The following is an 18,469-nucleotide window of genomic DNA, read 5'->3' as shown; positions in this document are numbered from 1 at the left end:
GACGGCCGGGCCACGACGGTGGGAAGGGGGTGGACCGGTGAGTTCGAAGGACTGGCTCGAGAAGGACTTTTACGCCGTGTTGGGCGTGGACAAGGCCGCCTCCGCGGATGACATCAAGAAGTCGTACCGCAAGGTGGCCCGCGAGTCGCATCCGGACCACAACCCGGGCGACCCGAAGGCCGAGGAGCGGTTCAAGGCCGCGTCCGAGGCGTACAACGTGTTGTCGGACGCCGGCCGCCGCCGGGAGTACGACGAGATGCGCTCGCTGTTCGGCTCGGGCGCGTTCCGTCGCGGTGCGCGGGGTACGGGCCAGCCTGGCGGCACGCCCTTCGACGTCTCCGACCTGTTCGGCGGGGGTGCGGCCGAGGGCGGTGACCGTCGCTTCGGCGGGGCCGGCTTCCAGGACCTGTTCAGCTCGATCTTCTCCGGTGGTCAGGGCGGTGGGCAGGCCGCGCCGCGTGGTCCGGCCCGCGGTCGGGACGTGGAGACCGAGGTGGCGCTGGACTTCGGCGACGCGGTGCGCGGGGTGACCGTGCCGCTGACGCTGCGCGCCCCGGGTGTCTGCGACACCTGTCACGGCAACGGTGCCAAGCCGGGGACCCAGCCGCGTACGTGCCAGGTGTGCCACGGCGCCGGGGTGACCACCCGCAACCAGGGGTCGTTCAGCTTCTCCGAGCCGTGCCGCAACTGCCAGGGCGTCGGCACGGTGGTCGAGGAGAAGTGCCCGGAGTGCCACGGCAGCGGCGGGGTCACCAAGACCCGCACGATGAACGTGCGCTTTCCGGCCGGCGTGGCCGACGGCCAACGGATCCGGCTGGCCGGGCGGGGTGAGCCCGGTGAGCGCGGCGGCCCGGCCGGTGACCTGTTCGTGCACGTCAAGGTCCGTCCGGACGAGCTGTTCGGGCGTACCGGCGACGACCTGACGTTGGCCGTGCCGGTCACCTTCGCGGAGGCCGTGCTCGGCACGGACCTGCGGGTGCCCACGCTCGACGGCGCGGTGACCCTGCGGGTCCCGCCGGGTACGCCGAGCGGCCGGGTGCTGCGGGCCCGGGGCATGGGTGTGGCCCGCCGCGACGGGCAGGCCGGCGACCTGCTGGTGACGTTGGACGTGGTGGTGCCGGCCCGCCTGTCCGACGAGGCACGGACGGCGTTGGAGGCGTTCGCCGAGCAGAGCCCGCCGGCGGCCCGTGACCATCTCGACGCGCGGGTGCGTCGGGTCAGTTAGTCCGATGGACGGACGCGGAGGTGAGTGGGATGTCGGGCGAGTTCCTCGGTTCGAGTGACCCTGCCTACGAGGCCAAGGTGTTGATGATTTCGGTCGCGGCACGGATGGCGGGGATGCACCCACAGACCCTTCGCCAGTACGACCGGTTGGGGCTCGTACAGCCCGGTCGGGCTGCCGGCGGCGGGCGTCGGTACAGCGTCCGCGACGTGGTGTTGCTCCGTGAGGTGCAGCGGCTCAGTCAGGACGACGGGATCAACCTCGCCGGGGTCAAGCGGATCATCGGGCTCGAGCGGTTGGTGGAGCAGGCGCAGCAGCGGGTGGCCCGGCTGGAGGCTGAGCTGGATGCCGCGTACCGCCGGGTGGCCGAGCTGGAGTCGCTGGCCCGCTTCCCGGGCCGGGATCTCGTGCCGACCAACCGCACCTCGACGGCGCTGGTGGTCTGGCGGCCTCGGCGCATGCCCGACCGCTGAACCGACCGCATCGGATCCGATTCTCCTCGGCCCGGTCCGCACGGGATTTCCCGGCGTGGGCCGGGCCGTTCCGGTTAGCCTGTCCATACAGGTTCTTATCGGGGTAAATCGGCCCACCGGCATGGCAGGGGAGCGATGACGGAGTCGGCGAAGAAGGTGGCCCAGCAGACGGAGGACCGGCTCGAAGGCCTTGCGGACACGGTCCGCGAGAAGTTCGACAAGGTGACCGAGGGAAGCTTCCGAGACAAGATCATCGAAGGACGGTTCGCCGAACAGGACGACCGCGGCCCCGACCAGAGCCGGACCGGAACCCCGCCGCCGCGGGACTGACCGGCAACCAACGTGCGGACCGGGACTCACGGGGGGTCCCGGCCCGCCCACCCCCTGCCCCACCGCCGCCGCCCCGCCTCCGTCATCGATCTGGGGCATCTCGCGGTGGATGGATATCCACAAGCAGGGATACGCCTTAGATCGACGGGGAGCAAGGTGCGGGGGTGGGGGCGGGCGTCAGCCGAGGCGGCGGTTCTCCCGGACCAGGCCGCCCTCGCACCAGTCCCGGTAGACGAAGAGATCCGGTCGGGCCAGCAACACCCGGCCGTTGTGCGCCCAGATCTTCATCAGCTCGTCGCCGTCACGCTCGGCCTGCTCGACCAGCTTGCGGAAGCGGCGCTTGGGATGCGCGCGGAAGTTCGTCCGGATGCCGTCGGCCGCGTAGATGTAGAGGCAGTGCAGCGCGAAGCGGCGGGCCGGGCAGGTCGAGTCCATCGCCAGCTCGAAGAGTGTCAGCACCAGCCGGTCACCGGAGACCAGAAGGTCCCAGTCGGGCGGCATGGAAGCCAACGGCACCGAATCGGGCTGGTACGCCCAGGCTCGTAACTCCGCCGGAGTCGGATCGACGGGGTTAGCGAAGCCGTGGAACGTCGACTCCTGCACGCTCACCGGCCAACCCTCCGCTCTCGCCCGCGACGGCACCTGCCATCTGCGAACCCTGGCTGCTGGGGCGAAACGGTAACCCGCCGTGGGGTGCTGCGGTAGTCCTCGTTGGGAGCAATTCAGCAACCGTTGGCCTGGCCGGGGCAACTGGATGGTCGAGTGGCGCCGAGGCGTCAGTCGGGGATCGGAACGGGCTCGCGCCGTTGGGCCGCCGCGCGGGTGCGCAGCCACCGCTTGAACCACGGGAAGTCGGGCAGCCGGGCCAGCATCGGACCGGTCACGACGGTGATCAGGACGTACGCCGTGGCCAGCGCGGCCAACCGCGGCTCGACGCTGCCGGCGGCCACCGCGAGGCCGGCGATGACGATGGAGAACTCACCTCGGGGTACGAGTGCCAGGCCGGCCCGCCACCGACCGGGTTCGGCGATGCCGACCCGACGGGCCGCGAGGTAACCGGTGAGCGTCTTCGTCGCCATGGTGACCACGGCCAGCGCGAGCGCCGGCAGCAGCACCGGTGGAATGTCGCGAGGATCGGTGACCAGCCCGAAGAAGACGAAGAACACCGCGGCGAACAGGTCCCGCAGCGGGGAGAGCAACTCGGTCGCGTGGTGTGCCACCGGGCCGGACAGCGCGATGCCGACCAGGAACGCGCCAACCGCCGCCGAGACCTGGAGCTTCGCCGCGATACCGGCGATCAGCAACGTCAGCCCGAGTACGCCGAGCAGCAGCGCCTCCGGGTCCTTCGCCGACAGGGCCGACGAGATGAGATGGCCGTACCGGATGGCGACCACCAGCACGAGCAGCACCGTGCCGACCGCGACGGCGAGCGCGATGCCGCCGCCGAGCAAGCCGCTTCCGGCCAGTACGGCGGTGACCAGTGGCAGGTAGAGCGCCATCGCCAGATCCTCGATCACCAGGATCGAGAGGATCACCGGAGTCTCCCGGTTACCGAGCCGGCCGAGGTCGGCGAGAACCTTGGCGATCACTCCGGAGGAGGAGACCCAGGTGATACCACCGAGCACCAGTGCGGCCACCCAGTCCCAGCCGAGCAGCAGGGCGAACGCCGCGCCGGGCAGTGCGTTGAGCACGCCGTCGATCAGCCCGGCCGGTGCCGCCGAACGGAGGTTGCCGACGAGTTCGTTGGCCGAGTACTCCAGGCCGAGCATCACCAGCAGCAGGATCACGCCGATCTCGGCGCCGACCGCGAAGAACTCCTCGCTGGCGTTGAGCGGCAGCAACCCGCCGTGCCCGAATGCGAGCCCGGCGAGCAGGTAGAGCGGGATGGGTGAGAGGCCGACCCGGCGGCTCAGCCGCCCGAGGAGCCCGAGCAGCAGCAGCAGCGCGCCGACTTCGACGAGCAGTGTGGTCGATTCGTGCATCCGCCTCAGCCGTCCGGGTCACTGTCGGCGAGGATGGCGGACACGCCGTCGAGACCCTTGCGGGTGCCGACCACGACCACCACGTCACCGGCCGCGAAGCGGAAGGTGGGAAGCGGCGAGACGATGACCTCGCCGTCGCGCAGCACCGCCACGATGGAGGCGCTGGTGCGGGTACGCGCCTTGGTGTCACTGAGCGGCCGGTTGACGTAGCGCGACCCCGCCGAGATGGCGATCTGCTCGGTGAGCAGACCGGCGGCCTGCTCGCGCAGCCCGGAGAGCTGACCGAGCATCAGCGACGCGCCGAGGATGTCGGCCAACGCCTCTGCCTCGTCGTCGGTCAGCGGGATGTCCGCCTGGCAGGAGTCGGGATCGTCGGGATCGTAGAGGACAAGATCCCGGCGACCGTTGCGGTGGGAAACCACGCCGAGCCGGCGACCGGATTCCGTCACCAGATCATGACGCACACCGATGCCCGGTAAGGAAGTCTGTTCGACACGTACTCGCACCTGCGCAAGGCTACCGCTTCGGAGACGCCGACGATCGGACGGAACTCGCGGATCAGCGAGGAACGGGCCGAGGGATGGCGTCGCCGCGAGTGATGGGCGTCACAGCGCTAAGGTTGAGCGGAATACGCTCAACTCTGGTTGTGTCCAACCCAGTGGACAACGCCGATCCGGGGGAGCCCATGAACACCGAAAAACTCACCACCAAGAGCCGCGAGACCATCACGGGTGCCGTCGCACTGGCCAACCAGCGCGGCCACGCCACCGTGGAACCCTGGCACCTGCTGCTGTCACTGCTGGACACCGATGGCTCGACCGCCAGCGGTCTGCTGCGCGCAGTCGGGGCCGACCCCGTCGAGCTGCGCCGGGCCGCGCAGCGGGCGGTCGACGGCCTCCCCGCCGCACGGAGCTCCAGCATCGCCGAGCCCACCCTGGCCCGGGAGTTCGTCAACGCCATCGGCGCCGCCGAGCAGATCGCCCGCCCGTTGGGCGACGAGTACACCTCCACCGAGCACCTGCTGGCCGGCCTGGCCCGGGTGGGCGGCGCGGTGTCCGGCGCGCTGAAGACGGCCGGTGCCACCGAGGACGCCCTGGTGGCCGCCTTCCCGACCGTTCGCGGTGGCGACCGCCGGGTCACCACCGCCGACCCGGAGCAGACCTACCAGGCACTGACCAAGTACGGCGTCGACCTCACCGCCAGCGCCCGGGACGGCAAGATCGACCCGGTGATCGGCCGGGATTCCGAGATCCGTCGCGTCATCCAGGTGCTCTCCCGCCGTACCAAGAACAACCCGGTGCTGATCGGCGAGCCCGGCGTCGGCAAGACGGCGATCGTCGAGGGCCTGGCCCAGCGGATCGTGGCCGGTGACGTGCCCGAGTCGCTGCGCGACAAGAGGCTGATCTCGTTGGACCTCGGCGCGATGGTCGCCGGCGCGCAGTACCGGGGCCAGTTCGAGGAGCGGCTGAAGTCCGTGCTCGAGGAGATCAAGAACTCCAACGGCCAGGTCATCACCTTCCTCGACGAGTTGCACACCGTGGTCGGCGCCGGCAAGGGCGAGGGCTCGATGGACGCCGGCAACATGCTCAAGCCGATGCTCGCCCGCGGTGAGTTGCGGATGGTCGGCGCCACCACGCTGGACGAGTACCGCGAGCACATCGAGAAGGACCCGGCGCTGGAGCGCCGCTTCCAGCCGGTGCTGGTCGGCGAGCCGACCATCGAGGACACCATCGGCATCCTGCGCGGCCTCAAGGAGCGCTACGAGGTGCACCACGGCGTACGGATCACCGATGCCGCGCTGGTCGCCGCCGCCACGCTGTCGAACCGGTACATCACCGACCGGTTCCTGCCGGACAAGGCGATCGACCTGGTGGACGAGTCCGCGTCCCGACTCCGGATGGAGATCGACTCCCGGCCGGTCGAGGTGGACGAGATCGAGCGGGCGGTCCGCCGCCTGGAGATCGAGGAGATGGCGCTGGCGAAGGAGCCGGACGCCGCGTCCGCGGAGCGGTTGGTGCGGCTGCGCAAGGAGTTGGCCGACAAGCGCGAGCAGCTCACCGCTCTCTCCGAGCGCTGGCAGACGGAGAAGAGCCACATCACCAAGCTCTCCACGGCCAAGGAGGAGTTGGAGCGCCTGGGCGGCGAGGCCGAGCGGGCCGAGCGCGACGGTGAGCTGGAGCGGGCCGCGGAGCTGCGCTACGGCCGCATCCCCGCCCTCAAGGTCGAGTTGAAGCAGGCCGAGGAGGAGCTGTCCCGGCTCCAGGCCGACGGCGCGATGCTCAAGGAGGAGGTCGGTGCGGACGACATCGCCGCGGTGGTCGCCGCCTGGACCGGCATCCCGGCCGGCCGGCTGCTGGAGGGCGAGACGGCCAAGCTGCTCCGGATGGAGGAGTCCCTCGGTTCTCGCGTGGTCGGTCAGGCGGAGGCGGTCGGCGCGGTCTCCGACGCGGTGCGCCGGGCGCGGGCCGGCGTGGCCGACCCGGACCGACCGACCGGCAGCTTCCTCTTCCTCGGCCCGACCGGGGTCGGCAAGACCGAGTTGGCCAAGGCGCTCGCCGAGTTCCTCTTCGACGACGAGCGGGCGATGGTCCGCATCGACATGAGCGAGTACGGCGAGAAGCACTCGGTGGCCCGCCTGGTCGGCGCGCCGCCCGGCTACGTCGGGTACGAGGAGGGCGGCCAGCTCACCGAGGCGGTGCGCCGACGGCCGTACTCGGTGATCCTGCTCGACGAGGTGGAGAAGGCCCACCCGGACGTCTTCGACGTGCTGTTGCAGGTGCTCGACGACGGTCGGCTCACCGACGGCCAGGGCCGTACGGTGGACTTCCGCAACGCGATCCTGATCCTCACCTCCAACCTCGGGTCGTCGGTGATCGGGGATCTGACGCTGGCCGACGAGCAGCGTCGGGAGGGGGTTCTCGCGGTGGTCCGCTCGCACTTCAAGCCGGAGTTCCTCAACCGGCTGGACGACATCGTGGTGTTCGCCGCGCTGCACGGGGACGATCTGCGATCCATCGTGGACATCCAGCTGGACCGGATGCGCAAGCGCCTCGCCGACCGCCGACTGGGAATGGACATCACCGAGTCCGCCCGTCAGTGGCTCGCCGAGCACGGCTACGACCCGATCTACGGCGCACGTCCGCTACGCCGCCTGGTCCAGACGGCAATCGGCGACCAACTCGCCAAGGCGCTGCTGTCCGGCACCATCCGCGACGGCGACACGGTGAAGGTCGACCTCCAGCCCCCCACCAACACCCTCACGGTCACGCCCGCCTGACCAGTGCGTCGATCAGGAGGTTTGCGTCAGCGGGACGTCTTCTGATGACGCAAACCTTTTGATCAACAGGGTGGAGTGGAGGTGGGCGGGGAAAGGATGTGGGCATGTTCGGGATGGGAAAGAAGTGGAAACGGGAAATCGACGACGCCGTTGACGAGTTGGTGGGGGCCGACACGCTCGCCTTCGGCGGCGTCGGGATCGCCGGCACGCTGTTGCCGGTGACCGAGGCGTACCACCGGGTCGAGGCCGCCCTCGACGACCACCCCGAGGAGGTACGCCGGCAGCTCGACCGACTGCTGGCCGAGGGCTCACCCGCCGGCCGCGCCTACGCGGCCACCCTGCTCGAGCGGGTCGACCCGTCGGCGGCCCAGGGGGCGTGGACGTCGCTGCGAAACGACCCGACCGAGTTCACCACGTTCGTCGGCTGCGTGATGGGCCGCACCACCCTCGGCGACTACGCCACCCAACGACTCGCCGTGGCATGATCCATGCGCCGATCGGGGTTGCCCCCGGCAGCTGAGCCTTCGGCCACAGCGCAAGTCGTCCCGGTGCCCGGGGTTGTTACCGTTCGCCCCGACGTACCTGGGGAGGTGGTCGGGTGAACGTGCGGGTGACGTACCTGGTGGCGGCGGTTGTCGTACTCGCGCTGGTCGTGGTCGTGATCGTCGTGCGGTCGCGGCGGACGACCCGGCCCGGCGGCGCGCTGCCCCCCGGGGGACCTCCGCGCGGTCGGGCGGCGGAGTCGCCGCGCGGCGGCCCGCACGATCTGACCCAGGGCGACCGCGTGCGGATCCGCGACCGGGAGTACGCCGTGAGCGGCACCATCCGCCTCGTCGAGGGGGACTGGAGTTGGGTCCAGCACCTGCTCGACGACGAGTCCGGCACCCGGCACCGGCTCTCCGTGGAGGACCGCGGAGACCTGGAGCTGGTGCTCTGGACCGCTGAGCCCGGCGCGACCGTCACCCCGGGCGCCCCGACCATCGACCTCGGCGGCCTGCGCTACACCTGGTCCGAGACGGGGCAGGCGCGCTACACCGCCATCGGGGAGACCGGGCTTCAGCCAGCCGGGACCATGCGGTACCACGACTACCAGTCCGGCGGCGACGCGCGGCTTTCCTTCGAGGCGTACGGCGAGGAGGGCTGGCGGGTTGCCCGCGGAGACCTGCTCGACGTCACCGATCTGACGATCGGGCCACCGGCCGAGGAGCGCTGAGCGCGACTCCGTCCGGAGGCGCCGGGATCGGCACGGCATGCCGGAGTGGCTCGTTGTCGATACGGTGTTGGCGCGATCTAGGGAAGGACAATCGTGGTCGAAGCCCAGAGCACGCCGGCCCGCCAGCGGCCATCCATCGTGACGATTTCCAGCTATCTGCTTTTCCTGTTCCTGGCATGCCAGGTGATCAGCCTGATCCTCACCCTCGCCACGGCGGGCAAGACCCGTGATGCGATCCGCGCGGCGTACGAGGGTAGTTCCGCCGACGGCGCCGACACTGTGGCGGACGTCTTCTACGCCATCGGTATCGGCAGCAGCATCCTGCTGTTGCTGCTCGCGGTCGTCCTGGCCGTCCTGGCCCTGTTCAACAACCAGGGCCGCAACGGCACCCGGATCACCACCTGGATCGTCGGCGGCATCATGGTGTGCTGCGTGGGTGGCAGCCTGCTCAGCGGCGCGGCCGGCAGCTTCACCACCGGCGGGGACACCAGCGGGGACATGCCGAGCAGCGCGGAGGTCCAGCGTCGGGTGGAGGAGGCTCTGCCCTCCTGGCTCACCCCGGTCAGCATCCTGCTCGGCGTGGTCAGCCTGCTCGCGCTGCTCACCGCGCTGATCCTGTTGGCGCTGCCGAAGGCCAACGAGTTCTTCCGCAAGCCCACCGCCGGCTGGGAACCGCCGACCCCGGGTGCCAGCTACCCGGGTCACCCGCAGGCCCCGGGCCAGCCGGGTTACCCGCAGACTCCCGGCCAGCCCGGTTACCCGCAGACTCCGGGCCAGCCGGGTTACCCGCCGAGCGGCGAGCCGGGCTTCCCGTCGACCTCGGGCCAGACGCCCGGGTCGGAGCAGCCTGGTTACCCGCCGTCCGGTCCGACCGGCCCGGGCGACACGCCGCCGGGCGACCGCCCCGGCTCGACCCCGCCGTCGACGAGTTGACCGCTCCATAAGCACGACTCCGACGGTCCCTCCGAGTAGGTTGCAACCCGACGCCTACCGGAGGGATCCGTCGTGTCGTACCCGGAATCGGCACCGGCCCGCCGGCCCGCCGTGGTTCTGCTTGCCGCGGCCGTGCTGCTGGTGATGGCGGCCGCCGCACTCGCGTACACCGTTGTCGACCTGGCGGTGCTGAGCCGGACCGTCGACGCGTTCCGCTCTGCCGCCCGGGACACCTCGGCGAGCACGCGCCAGATCGACGACGTGGTGACCCTGCTGCGGGCGTCCGCGGCCCTGTCGGCGGTGGTGGCCGCGCTCTCCGTACCGCTGCTCGCCGGCCTGGCTCTCGGGCTGCTGGCCGGTCGTTCCGGCGCCCGGGTGGCCACCTGGGTGGTCTGCGGGCTCGGCCTGCTCGCCGGCTGCTGCAGTGTGGCGGTGCTCGTCGGTGAGCGGGCGGCGCCGCTGCGGCTGGGCGACGGCGAGCGGGCCACGGCCGAGTTGCTGGGCCTGATCGCTGATGCGTACCCGTCGTGGTGGATCCCGTTGAACGCCGGGCTTTCGGTCGGACAGTGCCTCGGTTACCTTGTGGTAGCTACGCTGCTGGCGCTGCCGGCCGCGAACGCCTGGTTCCGTCGGCACCGCCCGGCAGCGCCGACCGTGCCGTCCGCCCCACCCGGGTTTCCGCCCGCCCCGCACCAGCCCCCGCCGGCGCCGATCGCGCCCCCGTATCCGCCGAGGTGAGGACCAGCCCGTGACGCTCGATGAGACGACCACCGAGCGACGGGCACTGATCACCGGTGCCACCGCCGGCATCGGTGCGGCGTTCACCCGCCGGTTGGCCGCTGACGGTTGGCACCTGGTGCTGGTCGCCCGGGACGCGGGCCGGTTGGCCGAGTTGGCCGCCGAACTGGGTTCCCGGCACGGCCGTGCGGTGGAGACGATCTCGGCGGATCTGTCGACCGACGAGGGCTGCGCCACCGTGGAGCAGCGGCTCACCGACGACAGCCCTGTGCACCTGCTCGTCAACAACGCGGGGATCAGCCTCAACAAGCCCTTTCTGCGCTCCTCCGCGGAGGACGAGGCCCGCCTGCTGCGGCTCAACGTGCACGCGGTCATGCGGCTCACCCTGGCGGCGCTGCGACCGATGACCGAACGGCGGGATGGGGCAGTGATAAATGTCTCTTCGGTCGCCGGATTCGGCGCGGTGATGCCCGGCTCGACCTACTCGGCCAGCAAGGCGTGGGTCACGAATTTCAGCGAGTCGGTCGGTCAGTCGGCGCGACCGTTCGGCGTCCGGGTGATGGCTCTCTGCCCCGGCTACACCCGTACGGAATTCCATCAGCGGGCCGGCATCAACATGTCGAAAACGCCGGAATGGCTGTGGCTGCGGGCCGAGGATGTGGTCGGCGAAGCCCTGCGTGACCTGGGCAAAGGCAAGTTGGTCAGCATTCCGGCCTGGAAGTACAAAGTGGCCGCTGCGGGTCTGCGGCACGCACCGCGACGGCTGCTCCAGGCGGTCGCCCGGGACACCCGCGGCCGGATCGGTCGCGACGAGCGCTGAGCCTCGACGGGCCGGCCGTTGCGCGGGCACGACGGCGGGGACATTGGCGCGTCGCAACCGGTCCGGTAGCTGAGCGTAGTCGAACATCGCCAACCGTCGGTCCCCCGGCGGGCTGATCAGGGTGGACCCCACATCCGGCGTTCAGACTTGCGCAGTAACCTCTATCGCCATGGGGGACCACGACGACCTGCGTAAATTCATTACCGACCTGGCTGTTGTCCACGGACGGGTCGTGCTCTCCTCGGGGCGCGAGGCAGACTGGTACGTCGATCTGCGGCGCGTCACGCTCCATCACCGGGCCGCCCCGTTGGTCGGTCGGGTGTTGCTCGACCTCACCGCCGACTGGGAGTTCGATGCCGTCGGCGGGCTGACCCTGGGCGCGGATCCCGTCGCGCTCTCGATGATGCATGCCGCTCCGACCGATCGGGCACTGGACGCCTTTGTGGTGCGCAAGGCGGGCAAGGCCCACGGTCTGCAACGGCGGATCGAGGGACCGGAGGTGGCCGGCCGTCGGGTGTTGGCGGTGGAGGATACGTCCACGACGGGCGGAAGTGTGTTGACGGCGGTCGAGGCTCTTCGTGAGGCCGGGGCCGAAGTCGTGGGTGTGGCGGTTATTGTTGATCGAGGTGCCGGCGACGCGGTGCGAGCCGCCGGACTGCCGTACCGGGCGGCCTATACGTTGGCTGACCTCGGCCTTGTGGCGTAAAAGTTTGCCGATTCGGATCTGCTGATATGCAGGCGGATCGATGCTGCTGGTGGAAGGATGGAATTCGTGGGAACTGCGTTGGCCGAAATGACTATGCCTCAGATCTCGCCGCTTGCCGGCGAGCCGATCGAACGTGCCGATGCCGAGCGTCTCGCGGGGGTCCTCAAGGCCCTCGCGGATCCCGCTCGGTTGCGGCTGCTCAGCCTGATCCAGTCGGCCCCAGAGGGCGAGGCGTGCGTCTGTGACCTGACGGCGCCGCTCGGCCTCTCTCAGCCGACGGTCAGTCACCACCTGCGTATCCTCACCGAGGCCGGCTTGCTGGAGCGGGAGAAGCGCGGTGTCTGGGCGTACTACCGGCTGGTCCCGAGTGCGATCGCGACGATCGCCGACCTGCTGACCCCGCCGCGTAAGCGGGCCACCAAGAAGGCCCGCTGACGTAGGCAGTGCACACCGTCCCGCGCCGGGGCGGTGTCCGATGGCGAGCCAGGGGTGGCGCCATCGGTGGGTGACACCTGCTCGTCCCCGGCCGCACCGCCGGAGGCCGGGTCCGAGATGCCGACGGCCGACCCCCTCAGCAGGGGGCCGGCCGTCGTCGTACCCCCTCGTCAGCGCTCCTGGCCGTGCTCCGGACGCCGACGGTCGTGCGGGTGCTGGTCGTGGTCGTGGTCGTGGTCGAACGTCTCGCGCACCGCTTCGACCGCTCCAGCGGCACTGGCCGCCGCGACCACCGCGATGGCCTCGCCGCGCTTGCGGGCACGCCTGTCGCGGAGGAACTCGAAGAAGATCGGCAGCACCGAGATCAGGATGATCAGGGCGACCACCGGCAGGATGTAGTGGTCGATCTTGTCCCCGATGGCCTGGTAGATCTGCTCGGCCAGCAGGTAGCCGATCAACAGGATGCCGTCCACCCAGAGCACCGCGCCGACGATGTTCCAGAGCAGGAACTGGCGGGCTGGCATGCCGAGCGCCCCGGCGACCGGGTTGAGGAACGTCCGCACGATCGGGATGAAACGGGCCAGCACCACGGCCTTCGCCGGGCCGAACTTCTGGAAGTAGAACTCCGCCTTCTCCACGTACTCCCGCTTGAAGAGCCGTGAGTTGGGCCGCTCGAACATGGGCCGCCCGTACCGCGAGCCGAGCCAGTGCCCCAGCTGCGCGCCGGCGACGGCGCAGATCGGCCCGCCGATCAGCAGGCCGGCCAGGGAGAGCCGGGTGCCGTCGCCGAAGATGGCGTCCGCCACCGGGGACGCGGCCACCCCGGCGAGGAACAGCAGCGAGTCGCCGGGGAAGAAGAACCCCACCAGCAGGCCGGTCTCGGCGAAGAGGATCACCCAGACGCCGATCAACCCGAAGGTCTGCAACAGGTCCTTGGGATCGAGCGGGTTCAGGGCGACGCTCTCCGTGAGAGCGCGGGTCTTCTCAGCTGTGTCCACGGCCACAAAGGGTACCGAAGTCCGGGTCCCGGCCCGCGCCCGACCGGCCCCCACCACCCGCTGGCGCGATCCCCCGCGGCCGCGCCGAACGACAGCGCCCCGCCGACCGGGATGGTCGGCGGGGCACCGGTGGTGCGGGATGGATCAGGCGACGAAGCGGGTCCGGCGACGCTTGGTCACCAGGTAGCCGCCGACGCCGGTGGCGAGCAGCAGCGCACCGATGCCGGCGATCAGACCGGTCGACGCACCGGTGACCGGCAGGCCGCCGTCACCGCCACCCTGACCGCCTGCGGCGTTCACCAGGATCTTCGCGGTGTCGTTGGCCGGGTTCAGGTCCTTACCGACGTTCTCCTTCGGGTCGCCGTGGAACAGCTGGACCGTTCCGGTGAGGGCGCCGGGCTGGTCGACGCGGAGGGAGAATGTGAACTCAGCCTTCCTGCCCTTGCCCACAACGCCTGGCACGAAGCACGTGTAGGCGGCGGCGCCTGACTTGCCGGAGTCCGGACCGAATTCGCCCTCGACGTCGGCGCACTGCTCCGGTGCCTTCTCCGCAGTGGTGCCCTTCGGCAGGGTGACCAGCGCCAGGGTGTAGATGCCCTCTTCGCCGCCGACGTTGATCGCTGCCGGGCCATTGTTGGTGAATCCGACCGTGACCGGGACGGTTGCGCCGACCTGAGCATCCAGGGTGGCGCCGCTGGCCTCGACATCGGCCTTCTGGTCGCCCTTGACCGTGAGTTTGATCATGGTCTCGTTGTTGGCCGGGTCGACGTCCGTCTGCTGGAGCGCGCGGGCCAGGGCCCGGGAGGGAGCAGAGGCGGAAAGCTTCAGGACCCCGTCGTCACCCTTCGTGCCCTTGCCGAAGTCGGGCAACTCCGATCGGAACGCCTGCCAGTCTGCGGGGGTCATCCAGATCGCGAAGCCATGGTCGGTGTTCGGCGCCCAAGCGTCACCGGGGACGGCGAAGCCGAAGGAGTCGTCGAGTTTCGCGCTGCCGCCCGCAGCCACCGTGGCGTCGAGGGAGCAGGCGTACGCGTATTGATCGAAGTTGTCCTGGAAGTACTCGCAGTTCTCGTAACGCTTGGCCGGTCCAAGACCGTAGGAGCCGAAGAAGAACAGCACCGCGCCCTTGGCGTCGGTCTTGCCTTGGTTGCTCACGGACAGCGGGGACAGCACCGTGCTGCCCGGCGCGCCGGCCAGATCGACGACGGGCTCGGATGTCAGATCGACACCCTCGCCGATCGTCACCGTGGAACGGTAGGTGGAGGTTCCGGCGTTCGGGGTGCTGACGGTGAAGAGGAGTTGGCCCTCCTGCCCGGCCTTTGCCCCGTCCCGCGGCAGCACAGGGAGGGAGACCAGGTTCAGGTCCGGTTCCTCGTCGTTTTTCACCGTGCAGGTCAGGACGGCTCCGGCTTCGGTACAGGCGCCGGGATCATCCAGATTCTGCACCTCTGCGAAGCCTTCGACCGCACTGCGGTCCACCGTCACCGTGTAGCTGGTGAACGGCTGGTCCACCAGGGAGTAGAGCGAGATCCACTTTTCTGGGCCGCCGGGGGCGACGATGACGTCGTTCGCGTACAGCGAGAAGCCTTCGGCGCCCTTCGCGTCTGCGATGGTGGGTTCCGCAGCGAATGCAGGAGTGGCGGAGGCTGCAACGAATGCGCCTGCTACGCCCAGCCCGGCGAGCCAGCGCCGGGTCGTGTGGGTGAGCATGAGGGATTCCTCCAGGTGGGGGATTCAGGTGGAGCCTGCGGATCTTAAGGAATCACAAGGTTGACTGCCGCCCCGAGCGCCGCGACGAGGCGAGAACGAGCCGAAAGGTTGATCAGCGTCACCGCAACGTTCGGTCTGTCCGCTTCCGTCATCTGAGGCAGGAGCCCGGGAGGTGCAGTGACGTACGAGGAGTTCGCGGACATGCGACTGGCCCCGCTGCTGCGGTACGCGGTGATGCTCACCGGCGATCCGCACCAGGCACAGGACCTGGTGCAGGAGACGATGGTCCGGGTCCAGCTCAACTGGCGACGGGTCGCCCGTGCGGACTCGCCGGAGCGCTACGTGCGCCGGATGCTCACCAACCAGTACGTCGACTGGCGGCGCGGCTCCTGGATGCGTCGGGTGCTGCTGCGGGGAGAACCCGACGACGGGGTGCCGGCGCCGGCCGACCACGCCCAGTCCGCCGTGGACCGGGACCAGGTCTGGTCCTGGCTTTCCCGGCTGCCGCGCCGGCAACGCGCCACCCTGGTGCTGCGTTACTACGAGGACCTGCCCGACGCCGAGATCGCCGAGATCCTCGGCTGCGCCGTCGGGACCGTACGTTCGTCCATCTCCCGGGCCCTGGCCACGCTCCGGGCCGAGTACGTGGAGGCCTGATCATGATCGAGGACGACCTGCGTGCCGCCTTCGCACGGCACGAGCCGCTGATCCCACCGACCGGCCCGCTGCGCGCCGCCATTCACCGGCTGGCGAACGGCCGGCGGCGGCGTCGCCGACGCTGGCAGGCCGGCGGTACCGCCCTGGCGGTGCTCGGCGTACTGGGAATCGGGGTGCCTCTGTTCACCCCGGAGCGTGCCGGGCCGCCGCCGGTCGCCGAGCTGATCGGCGAGTCGGGTCGGCCGGCGACGACGGGTGCGGTGACCATGCTCCTGCTCGGCATCGACAGCAACGGGCCGGCGACACCGCTGGCTGATTCGGTGCTGCTGCTGCACATCCCGGCCGACCGCAGCCGCCCGTACCTGATCTCGCTGCCTCGTGACCTGGAGGTGCCGATCCCCGGTCATGGCACCGACAAGTTGAACGCCGCATTCCTGCTCGGGGCCAGCGCGAACTCCGACCGGACGGATCTGACCAGGGGCTACGAGCTGACGCGTCGAACGGTGGCCGAGCTGACCGGGATCAGGACGGCGAGCGGGGTGGTGCTGACCTATCCCGCGCTGGGAAAGCTGACCGACGCGGTCGACGGCGTCCGGGTCTGCCTGCCGCAGCAGGTGCGCTCGATCCACACCGGGCGGCTCTTCCCGGTCGGCTGCCAGCGTCTTGACGGCGCCGCGTCGGTCGACCTGCTCCGCCAGCGGCGCGGCCTGCCCCTGGGGGGCCAGGACCGGGACCACAACGCCCGGCTCTACGTTGCCGGCCTGGTCGACCAGGCCGCCAAGAATGGCGTTCTCACCAATCCGGTACGACTTTCCGCGCTGCTGGGAACCGCCGGCTCGGATCTTCTGGTGTTCCCCGACCGGGCCGCCCTGCTGGATGTGGCACAGCTCGTTCCCACGCTGCGATCGGTCGAGCCGGTGGGGCTCAGCCTGCCGGTCGTCAACGCGAGCGGGCCGCGCTACCTCCTGTCCCCCGACCCGGAGCTCGCCCCGGAATTCCTGGCCGCGCTGCACGAGGATCGGCTTGGTGACTGGGCGGCACGCCATCCGGACCTGGTGGACGCCGACCGGTGAGGCTCGGAAGAGTCAGCGGTAGTCGTCCTCGTCGCCGGTGACCACCCGCGCCTGCTCCATCGCGTCCCAGTCGTCGACCTCCAGGCCGCGGTGCGGCTCACTGTCGCCGTCGCCGGGGCCGACCTCCGCGGCCTGCTCGGCCGCGTCGGCCGGCTCCGCCTCGGGGTTGCGCTCGACGGGGTCGAGGTGGTCGCCGGGGGTGAAGTCCTCATCGGGCTGACCCATCGTCCCTCCCGGGGCTCGGTGCACGGTTCCCACCCACCGTACGGGCTGTGCCGGTGGCGCGCCGGCAAGCCGAGTCGGCGGAATGACCCCTCGACGGCGTGGCCCGGTGCCAGGATGGGGCCGTGGGCTTCCTCATCCGGCTGGCGATCACGGCGGTCGCGTTGTGGATAACCACGCTCATCGTGCCCGGGGTCGACGTGAACGGCCGCTCGGGTGGCAACACCGTGCTGACCCTGATCGTGGTGGCGCTGATCTTCGGCGTGATCAACGCGGTGCTCAAGCCGATCATCAGGGTGGTCGGCTGCGTGTTCTACCTGCTGACCCTGGGCGTGTTCGCGCTGGTGGTCAACGCGCTGCTCTTTCTGCTCACCGACCGGATCGCACGGGGGCTCGACCTGCCGTTCCAGGTGGACGGTTTCTGGGCCGCCTTCTGGGGAGCCATCGTGATGACCGTGGTCACCTGGCTGATCAGCGTCGTCGTTCCGGACCGCTTGGACAACCGGTGATCGGATCTCGCCAGCAGCCGGGGCGATTTCTCCTGCACACCACACCTGCGGGATACTGCCGGGCGGAGGACAGCGCGGTCCGGCGCACACGTGAACAACAGCGGCCAGCACGGCCGAGAGTGGTAAGTAAGGAGCGCATCACATGCCCATCGCTTCCCCCGAGGCCTACGCGGAGATGCTGGACCGCGCCAAGGCTGGCCGGTACGCGTATCCCGCGATCAACGTGACCTCCTCGCAGACGCTGAACGCGGCGCTCAAGGGCTTCGCCGACGCGGAGAGCGACGGCATCATCCAGGTCTCCACCGGCGGCGCCGAATACCTGTCCGGCCCGTCGATCAAGGACATGGTGACCGGCGCGGTGGCGTTCGCCGCGTACGCGCACGAGGTGGCCAAGAAGTACCCGGTCACCGTCGCCCTGCACACCGACCACTGTCCGAAGGACAAGCTGGACGGGTTCGTCCGTCCGCTGATGGGCATCTCGCAGGAGCGGGTGAAGCGCGGCGAGCAGCCGCTGTACCAGTCGCACATGTGGGACGGCTCGGCCGTGCCGGTGAAGGAGAACCTGGAGATCGCCGCCCAGCTCCTCGACGAGGCCGCCAAGGGCAAGATCGTCCTTGAGATCGAGGTCGGGGTCGTCGGTGGTGAGGAGGACGGCGTCGAGAACGCCATCAACGACAAGCTCTACACCACTGTCGACGATGGTCTGGCCATGGTCGAGGCGCTCGGCCTCGGCGAGAAGGGCCGCTACATGGCGGCGCTGACCTTCGGCAACGTGCACGGCGTCTACAAGCCGGGCAACGTCAAGCTCCGCCCGGAGATCCTCAAGCAGATCCAGGACGCGGTCGGCGCCAAGTACGGCAAGGACAAGCCGCTCAGCCTGGTCTTCCACGGCGGCTCGGGCTCGTTGCTGAGCGAGATCCGCGAGGCACTGGACTACGGCGTGGTGAAGATGAACATCGACACCGACACCCAGTACGCCTTCACGCGGCCCGTCGCGGACCACATGCTGCGCAACTACGACGGTGTGCTGAAGATCGACGGCGAGGTCGGCAACAAGAAGCTCTACGACCCGCGCGCCTGGGGCAAGGCCGCCGAGGCCGGCCTGGCCGCCCGGGTCGTCGTGGCCTGCGAGGACCTGCGCTCCGCCGGCACCACGATGTCCAAGTAACGA

General features: G+C 70.1%; 21 protein-coding genes. 15 read left to right on the top strand and 6 right to left on the bottom strand.

Going from position 1 to position 18,469, the window contains the following annotated elements; genetic code table 11:
* Nucleotides 1-37 precede the first annotated feature (37 nt).
* From dnaJ to ACLJN9_RS08210, 3 genes are all read left to right on the top strand, one after another.
* A complete protein-coding gene (gene dnaJ / locus ACLJN9_RS08220) occupies nucleotides 38-1,225 on the top strand; it encodes a molecular chaperone DnaJ (protein ID WP_410810496.1) in 1,188 nt (395 codons plus the stop codon).
* 29 nt (nucleotides 1,226-1,254) lie between these two features.
* Complete coding sequence (locus ACLJN9_RS08215; RefSeq protein ID WP_410810495.1) at nucleotides 1,255-1,695, top strand: heat shock protein transcriptional repressor HspR; 441 nt, start codon at nucleotides 1,255-1,257, stop codon at nucleotides 1,693-1,695.
* A 135-nt stretch (nucleotides 1,696-1,830) separates the two neighbouring features.
* A complete protein-coding gene (locus tag ACLJN9_RS08210; RefSeq protein WP_410810494.1) occupies nucleotides 1,831-2,025 on the top strand; it encodes a hypothetical protein in 195 nt (64 codons plus the stop codon).
* A gap of 177 nt (nucleotides 2,026-2,202) precedes the next feature.
* On the opposite strand, the gene ACLJN9_RS08205 is transcribed toward ACLJN9_RS08210, so the two are convergent.
* The 3 genes from ACLJN9_RS08205 to ACLJN9_RS08195 form a co-directional block, all read right to left on the bottom strand.
* Nucleotides 2,203-2,634: a hypothetical protein gene (locus ACLJN9_RS08205; RefSeq protein ID WP_410810493.1), complete on the bottom strand. Its 432-nt coding sequence runs from the start codon at nucleotides 2,632-2,634 to the stop codon at nucleotides 2,203-2,205.
* A 167-nt stretch (nucleotides 2,635-2,801) separates the two neighbouring features.
* A complete protein-coding gene (locus tag ACLJN9_RS08200; protein WP_410810492.1) occupies nucleotides 2,802-4,007 on the bottom strand; it encodes a cation:proton antiporter in 1,206 nt (401 codons plus the stop codon).
* 5 nt (nucleotides 4,008-4,012) lie between these two features.
* Complete coding sequence (locus ACLJN9_RS08195; RefSeq protein ID WP_410810491.1) at nucleotides 4,013-4,513, bottom strand: cation:proton antiporter regulatory subunit; 501 nt, start codon at nucleotides 4,511-4,513, stop codon at nucleotides 4,013-4,015.
* Between the two features lie 179 nt (nucleotides 4,514-4,692).
* On the opposite strand from ACLJN9_RS08195, the gene clpB reads away from it, so the two are divergent.
* From clpB to ACLJN9_RS08155, 8 genes are all read left to right on the top strand, one after another.
* On the top strand, nucleotides 4,693-7,284 hold the full coding sequence (clpB, locus tag ACLJN9_RS08190; RefSeq protein WP_410810490.1) for an ATP-dependent chaperone ClpB: 2,592 nt from the start codon (nucleotides 4,693-4,695) through the stop codon (nucleotides 7,282-7,284).
* Between the two features lie 104 nt (nucleotides 7,285-7,388).
* Nucleotides 7,389-7,769: a hypothetical protein gene (locus ACLJN9_RS08185; protein WP_410810489.1), complete on the top strand. Its 381-nt coding sequence runs from the start codon at nucleotides 7,389-7,391 to the stop codon at nucleotides 7,767-7,769.
* 113 nt (nucleotides 7,770-7,882) lie between these two features.
* Nucleotides 7,883-8,497, top strand: coding sequence for a DUF4178 domain-containing protein (locus tag ACLJN9_RS08180; protein WP_410810488.1), 615 nt, complete (start codon nucleotides 7,883-7,885; stop codon nucleotides 8,495-8,497).
* A 93-nt stretch (nucleotides 8,498-8,590) separates the two neighbouring features.
* Complete coding sequence (locus ACLJN9_RS08175) at nucleotides 8,591-9,430, top strand: hypothetical protein (protein ID WP_410810487.1); 840 nt, start codon at nucleotides 8,591-8,593, stop codon at nucleotides 9,428-9,430.
* Nucleotides 9,431-9,502: 72 nt separating this feature from the next.
* Nucleotides 9,503-10,168: a hypothetical protein gene (locus ACLJN9_RS08170; protein WP_410810486.1), complete on the top strand. Its 666-nt coding sequence runs from the start codon at nucleotides 9,503-9,505 to the stop codon at nucleotides 10,166-10,168.
* Nucleotides 10,169-10,178: 10 nt separating this feature from the next.
* Nucleotides 10,179-10,988, top strand: a complete 810-nt coding sequence (locus tag ACLJN9_RS08165) for an SDR family NAD(P)-dependent oxidoreductase (protein WP_410810485.1) — start codon at nucleotides 10,179-10,181, stop codon at nucleotides 10,986-10,988.
* A gap of 169 nt (nucleotides 10,989-11,157) precedes the next feature.
* Complete coding sequence (gene pyrE, locus ACLJN9_RS08160; protein WP_410810484.1) at nucleotides 11,158-11,694, top strand: orotate phosphoribosyltransferase; 537 nt, start codon at nucleotides 11,158-11,160, stop codon at nucleotides 11,692-11,694.
* A gap of 57 nt (nucleotides 11,695-11,751) precedes the next feature.
* Entirely contained in the window at nucleotides 11,752-12,129 is a 378-nt protein-coding gene (locus ACLJN9_RS08155; RefSeq protein ID WP_088969178.1) for an ArsR/SmtB family transcription factor, read from the top strand.
* A 170-nt stretch (nucleotides 12,130-12,299) separates the two neighbouring features.
* On the opposite strand, the gene ACLJN9_RS08150 is transcribed toward ACLJN9_RS08155, so the two are convergent.
* Together ACLJN9_RS08150 and ACLJN9_RS08145 are read right to left on the bottom strand one after the other, a co-directional pair.
* Nucleotides 12,300-13,133, bottom strand: a complete 834-nt coding sequence (locus tag ACLJN9_RS08150) for a DedA family protein (protein WP_410810483.1) — start codon at nucleotides 13,131-13,133, stop codon at nucleotides 12,300-12,302.
* Nucleotides 13,134-13,271: 138 nt separating this feature from the next.
* Nucleotides 13,272-14,837, bottom strand: a complete 1,566-nt coding sequence (locus tag ACLJN9_RS08145) for an LPXTG cell wall anchor domain-containing protein (RefSeq protein ID WP_410810482.1) — start codon at nucleotides 14,835-14,837, stop codon at nucleotides 13,272-13,274.
* 177 nt (nucleotides 14,838-15,014) lie between these two features.
* Here ACLJN9_RS08145 and ACLJN9_RS08140 point away from each other — a divergent pair, with 177 nt between their 5' ends.
* Both ACLJN9_RS08140 and ACLJN9_RS08135 read left to right on the top strand, forming a co-directional pair.
* Nucleotides 15,015-15,494: a SigE family RNA polymerase sigma factor gene (locus tag ACLJN9_RS08140; protein WP_410810481.1), complete on the top strand. Its 480-nt coding sequence runs from the start codon at nucleotides 15,015-15,017 to the stop codon at nucleotides 15,492-15,494.
* Nucleotides 15,495-15,496: 2 nt separating this feature from the next.
* Nucleotides 15,497-16,567 carry an LCP family protein gene (locus ACLJN9_RS08135; protein WP_410810480.1) on the top strand — a complete coding sequence of 357 codons (1,071 nt, stop codon included), beginning with the start codon at nucleotides 15,497-15,499 and terminating at the stop codon, nucleotides 16,565-16,567.
* Between the two features lie 12 nt (nucleotides 16,568-16,579).
* Here the strand turns inward: ACLJN9_RS08135 and ACLJN9_RS08130 are convergent, their stop codons facing one another.
* Nucleotides 16,580-16,792, bottom strand: a complete 213-nt coding sequence (locus ACLJN9_RS08130) for a hypothetical protein (RefSeq protein ID WP_410810479.1) — start codon at nucleotides 16,790-16,792, stop codon at nucleotides 16,580-16,582.
* A gap of 122 nt (nucleotides 16,793-16,914) precedes the next feature.
* On the opposite strand from ACLJN9_RS08130, the gene ACLJN9_RS08125 reads away from it, so the two are divergent.
* Nucleotides 16,915-17,298, top strand: coding sequence for a phage holin family protein (locus ACLJN9_RS08125; RefSeq protein WP_410810478.1), 384 nt, complete (start codon nucleotides 16,915-16,917; stop codon nucleotides 17,296-17,298).
* A 142-nt stretch (nucleotides 17,299-17,440) separates the two neighbouring features.
* Nucleotides 17,441-18,466 carry a class II fructose-bisphosphate aldolase gene (fbaA, locus tag ACLJN9_RS08120; RefSeq protein ID WP_410810477.1) on the top strand — a complete coding sequence of 342 codons (1,026 nt, stop codon included), beginning with the start codon at nucleotides 17,441-17,443 and terminating at the stop codon, nucleotides 18,464-18,466.
* The last annotated feature ends 3 nt before the right edge of the window (nucleotides 18,467-18,469 follow it).

This window comes from Micromonospora sp. 067-2, from assembly GCF_046549295.1.
Classification (GTDB): domain Bacteria; phylum Actinomycetota; class Actinomycetes; order Mycobacteriales; family Micromonosporaceae; genus Micromonospora.
This window is presented reverse-complemented; position numbering and strand designations above follow the sequence as displayed.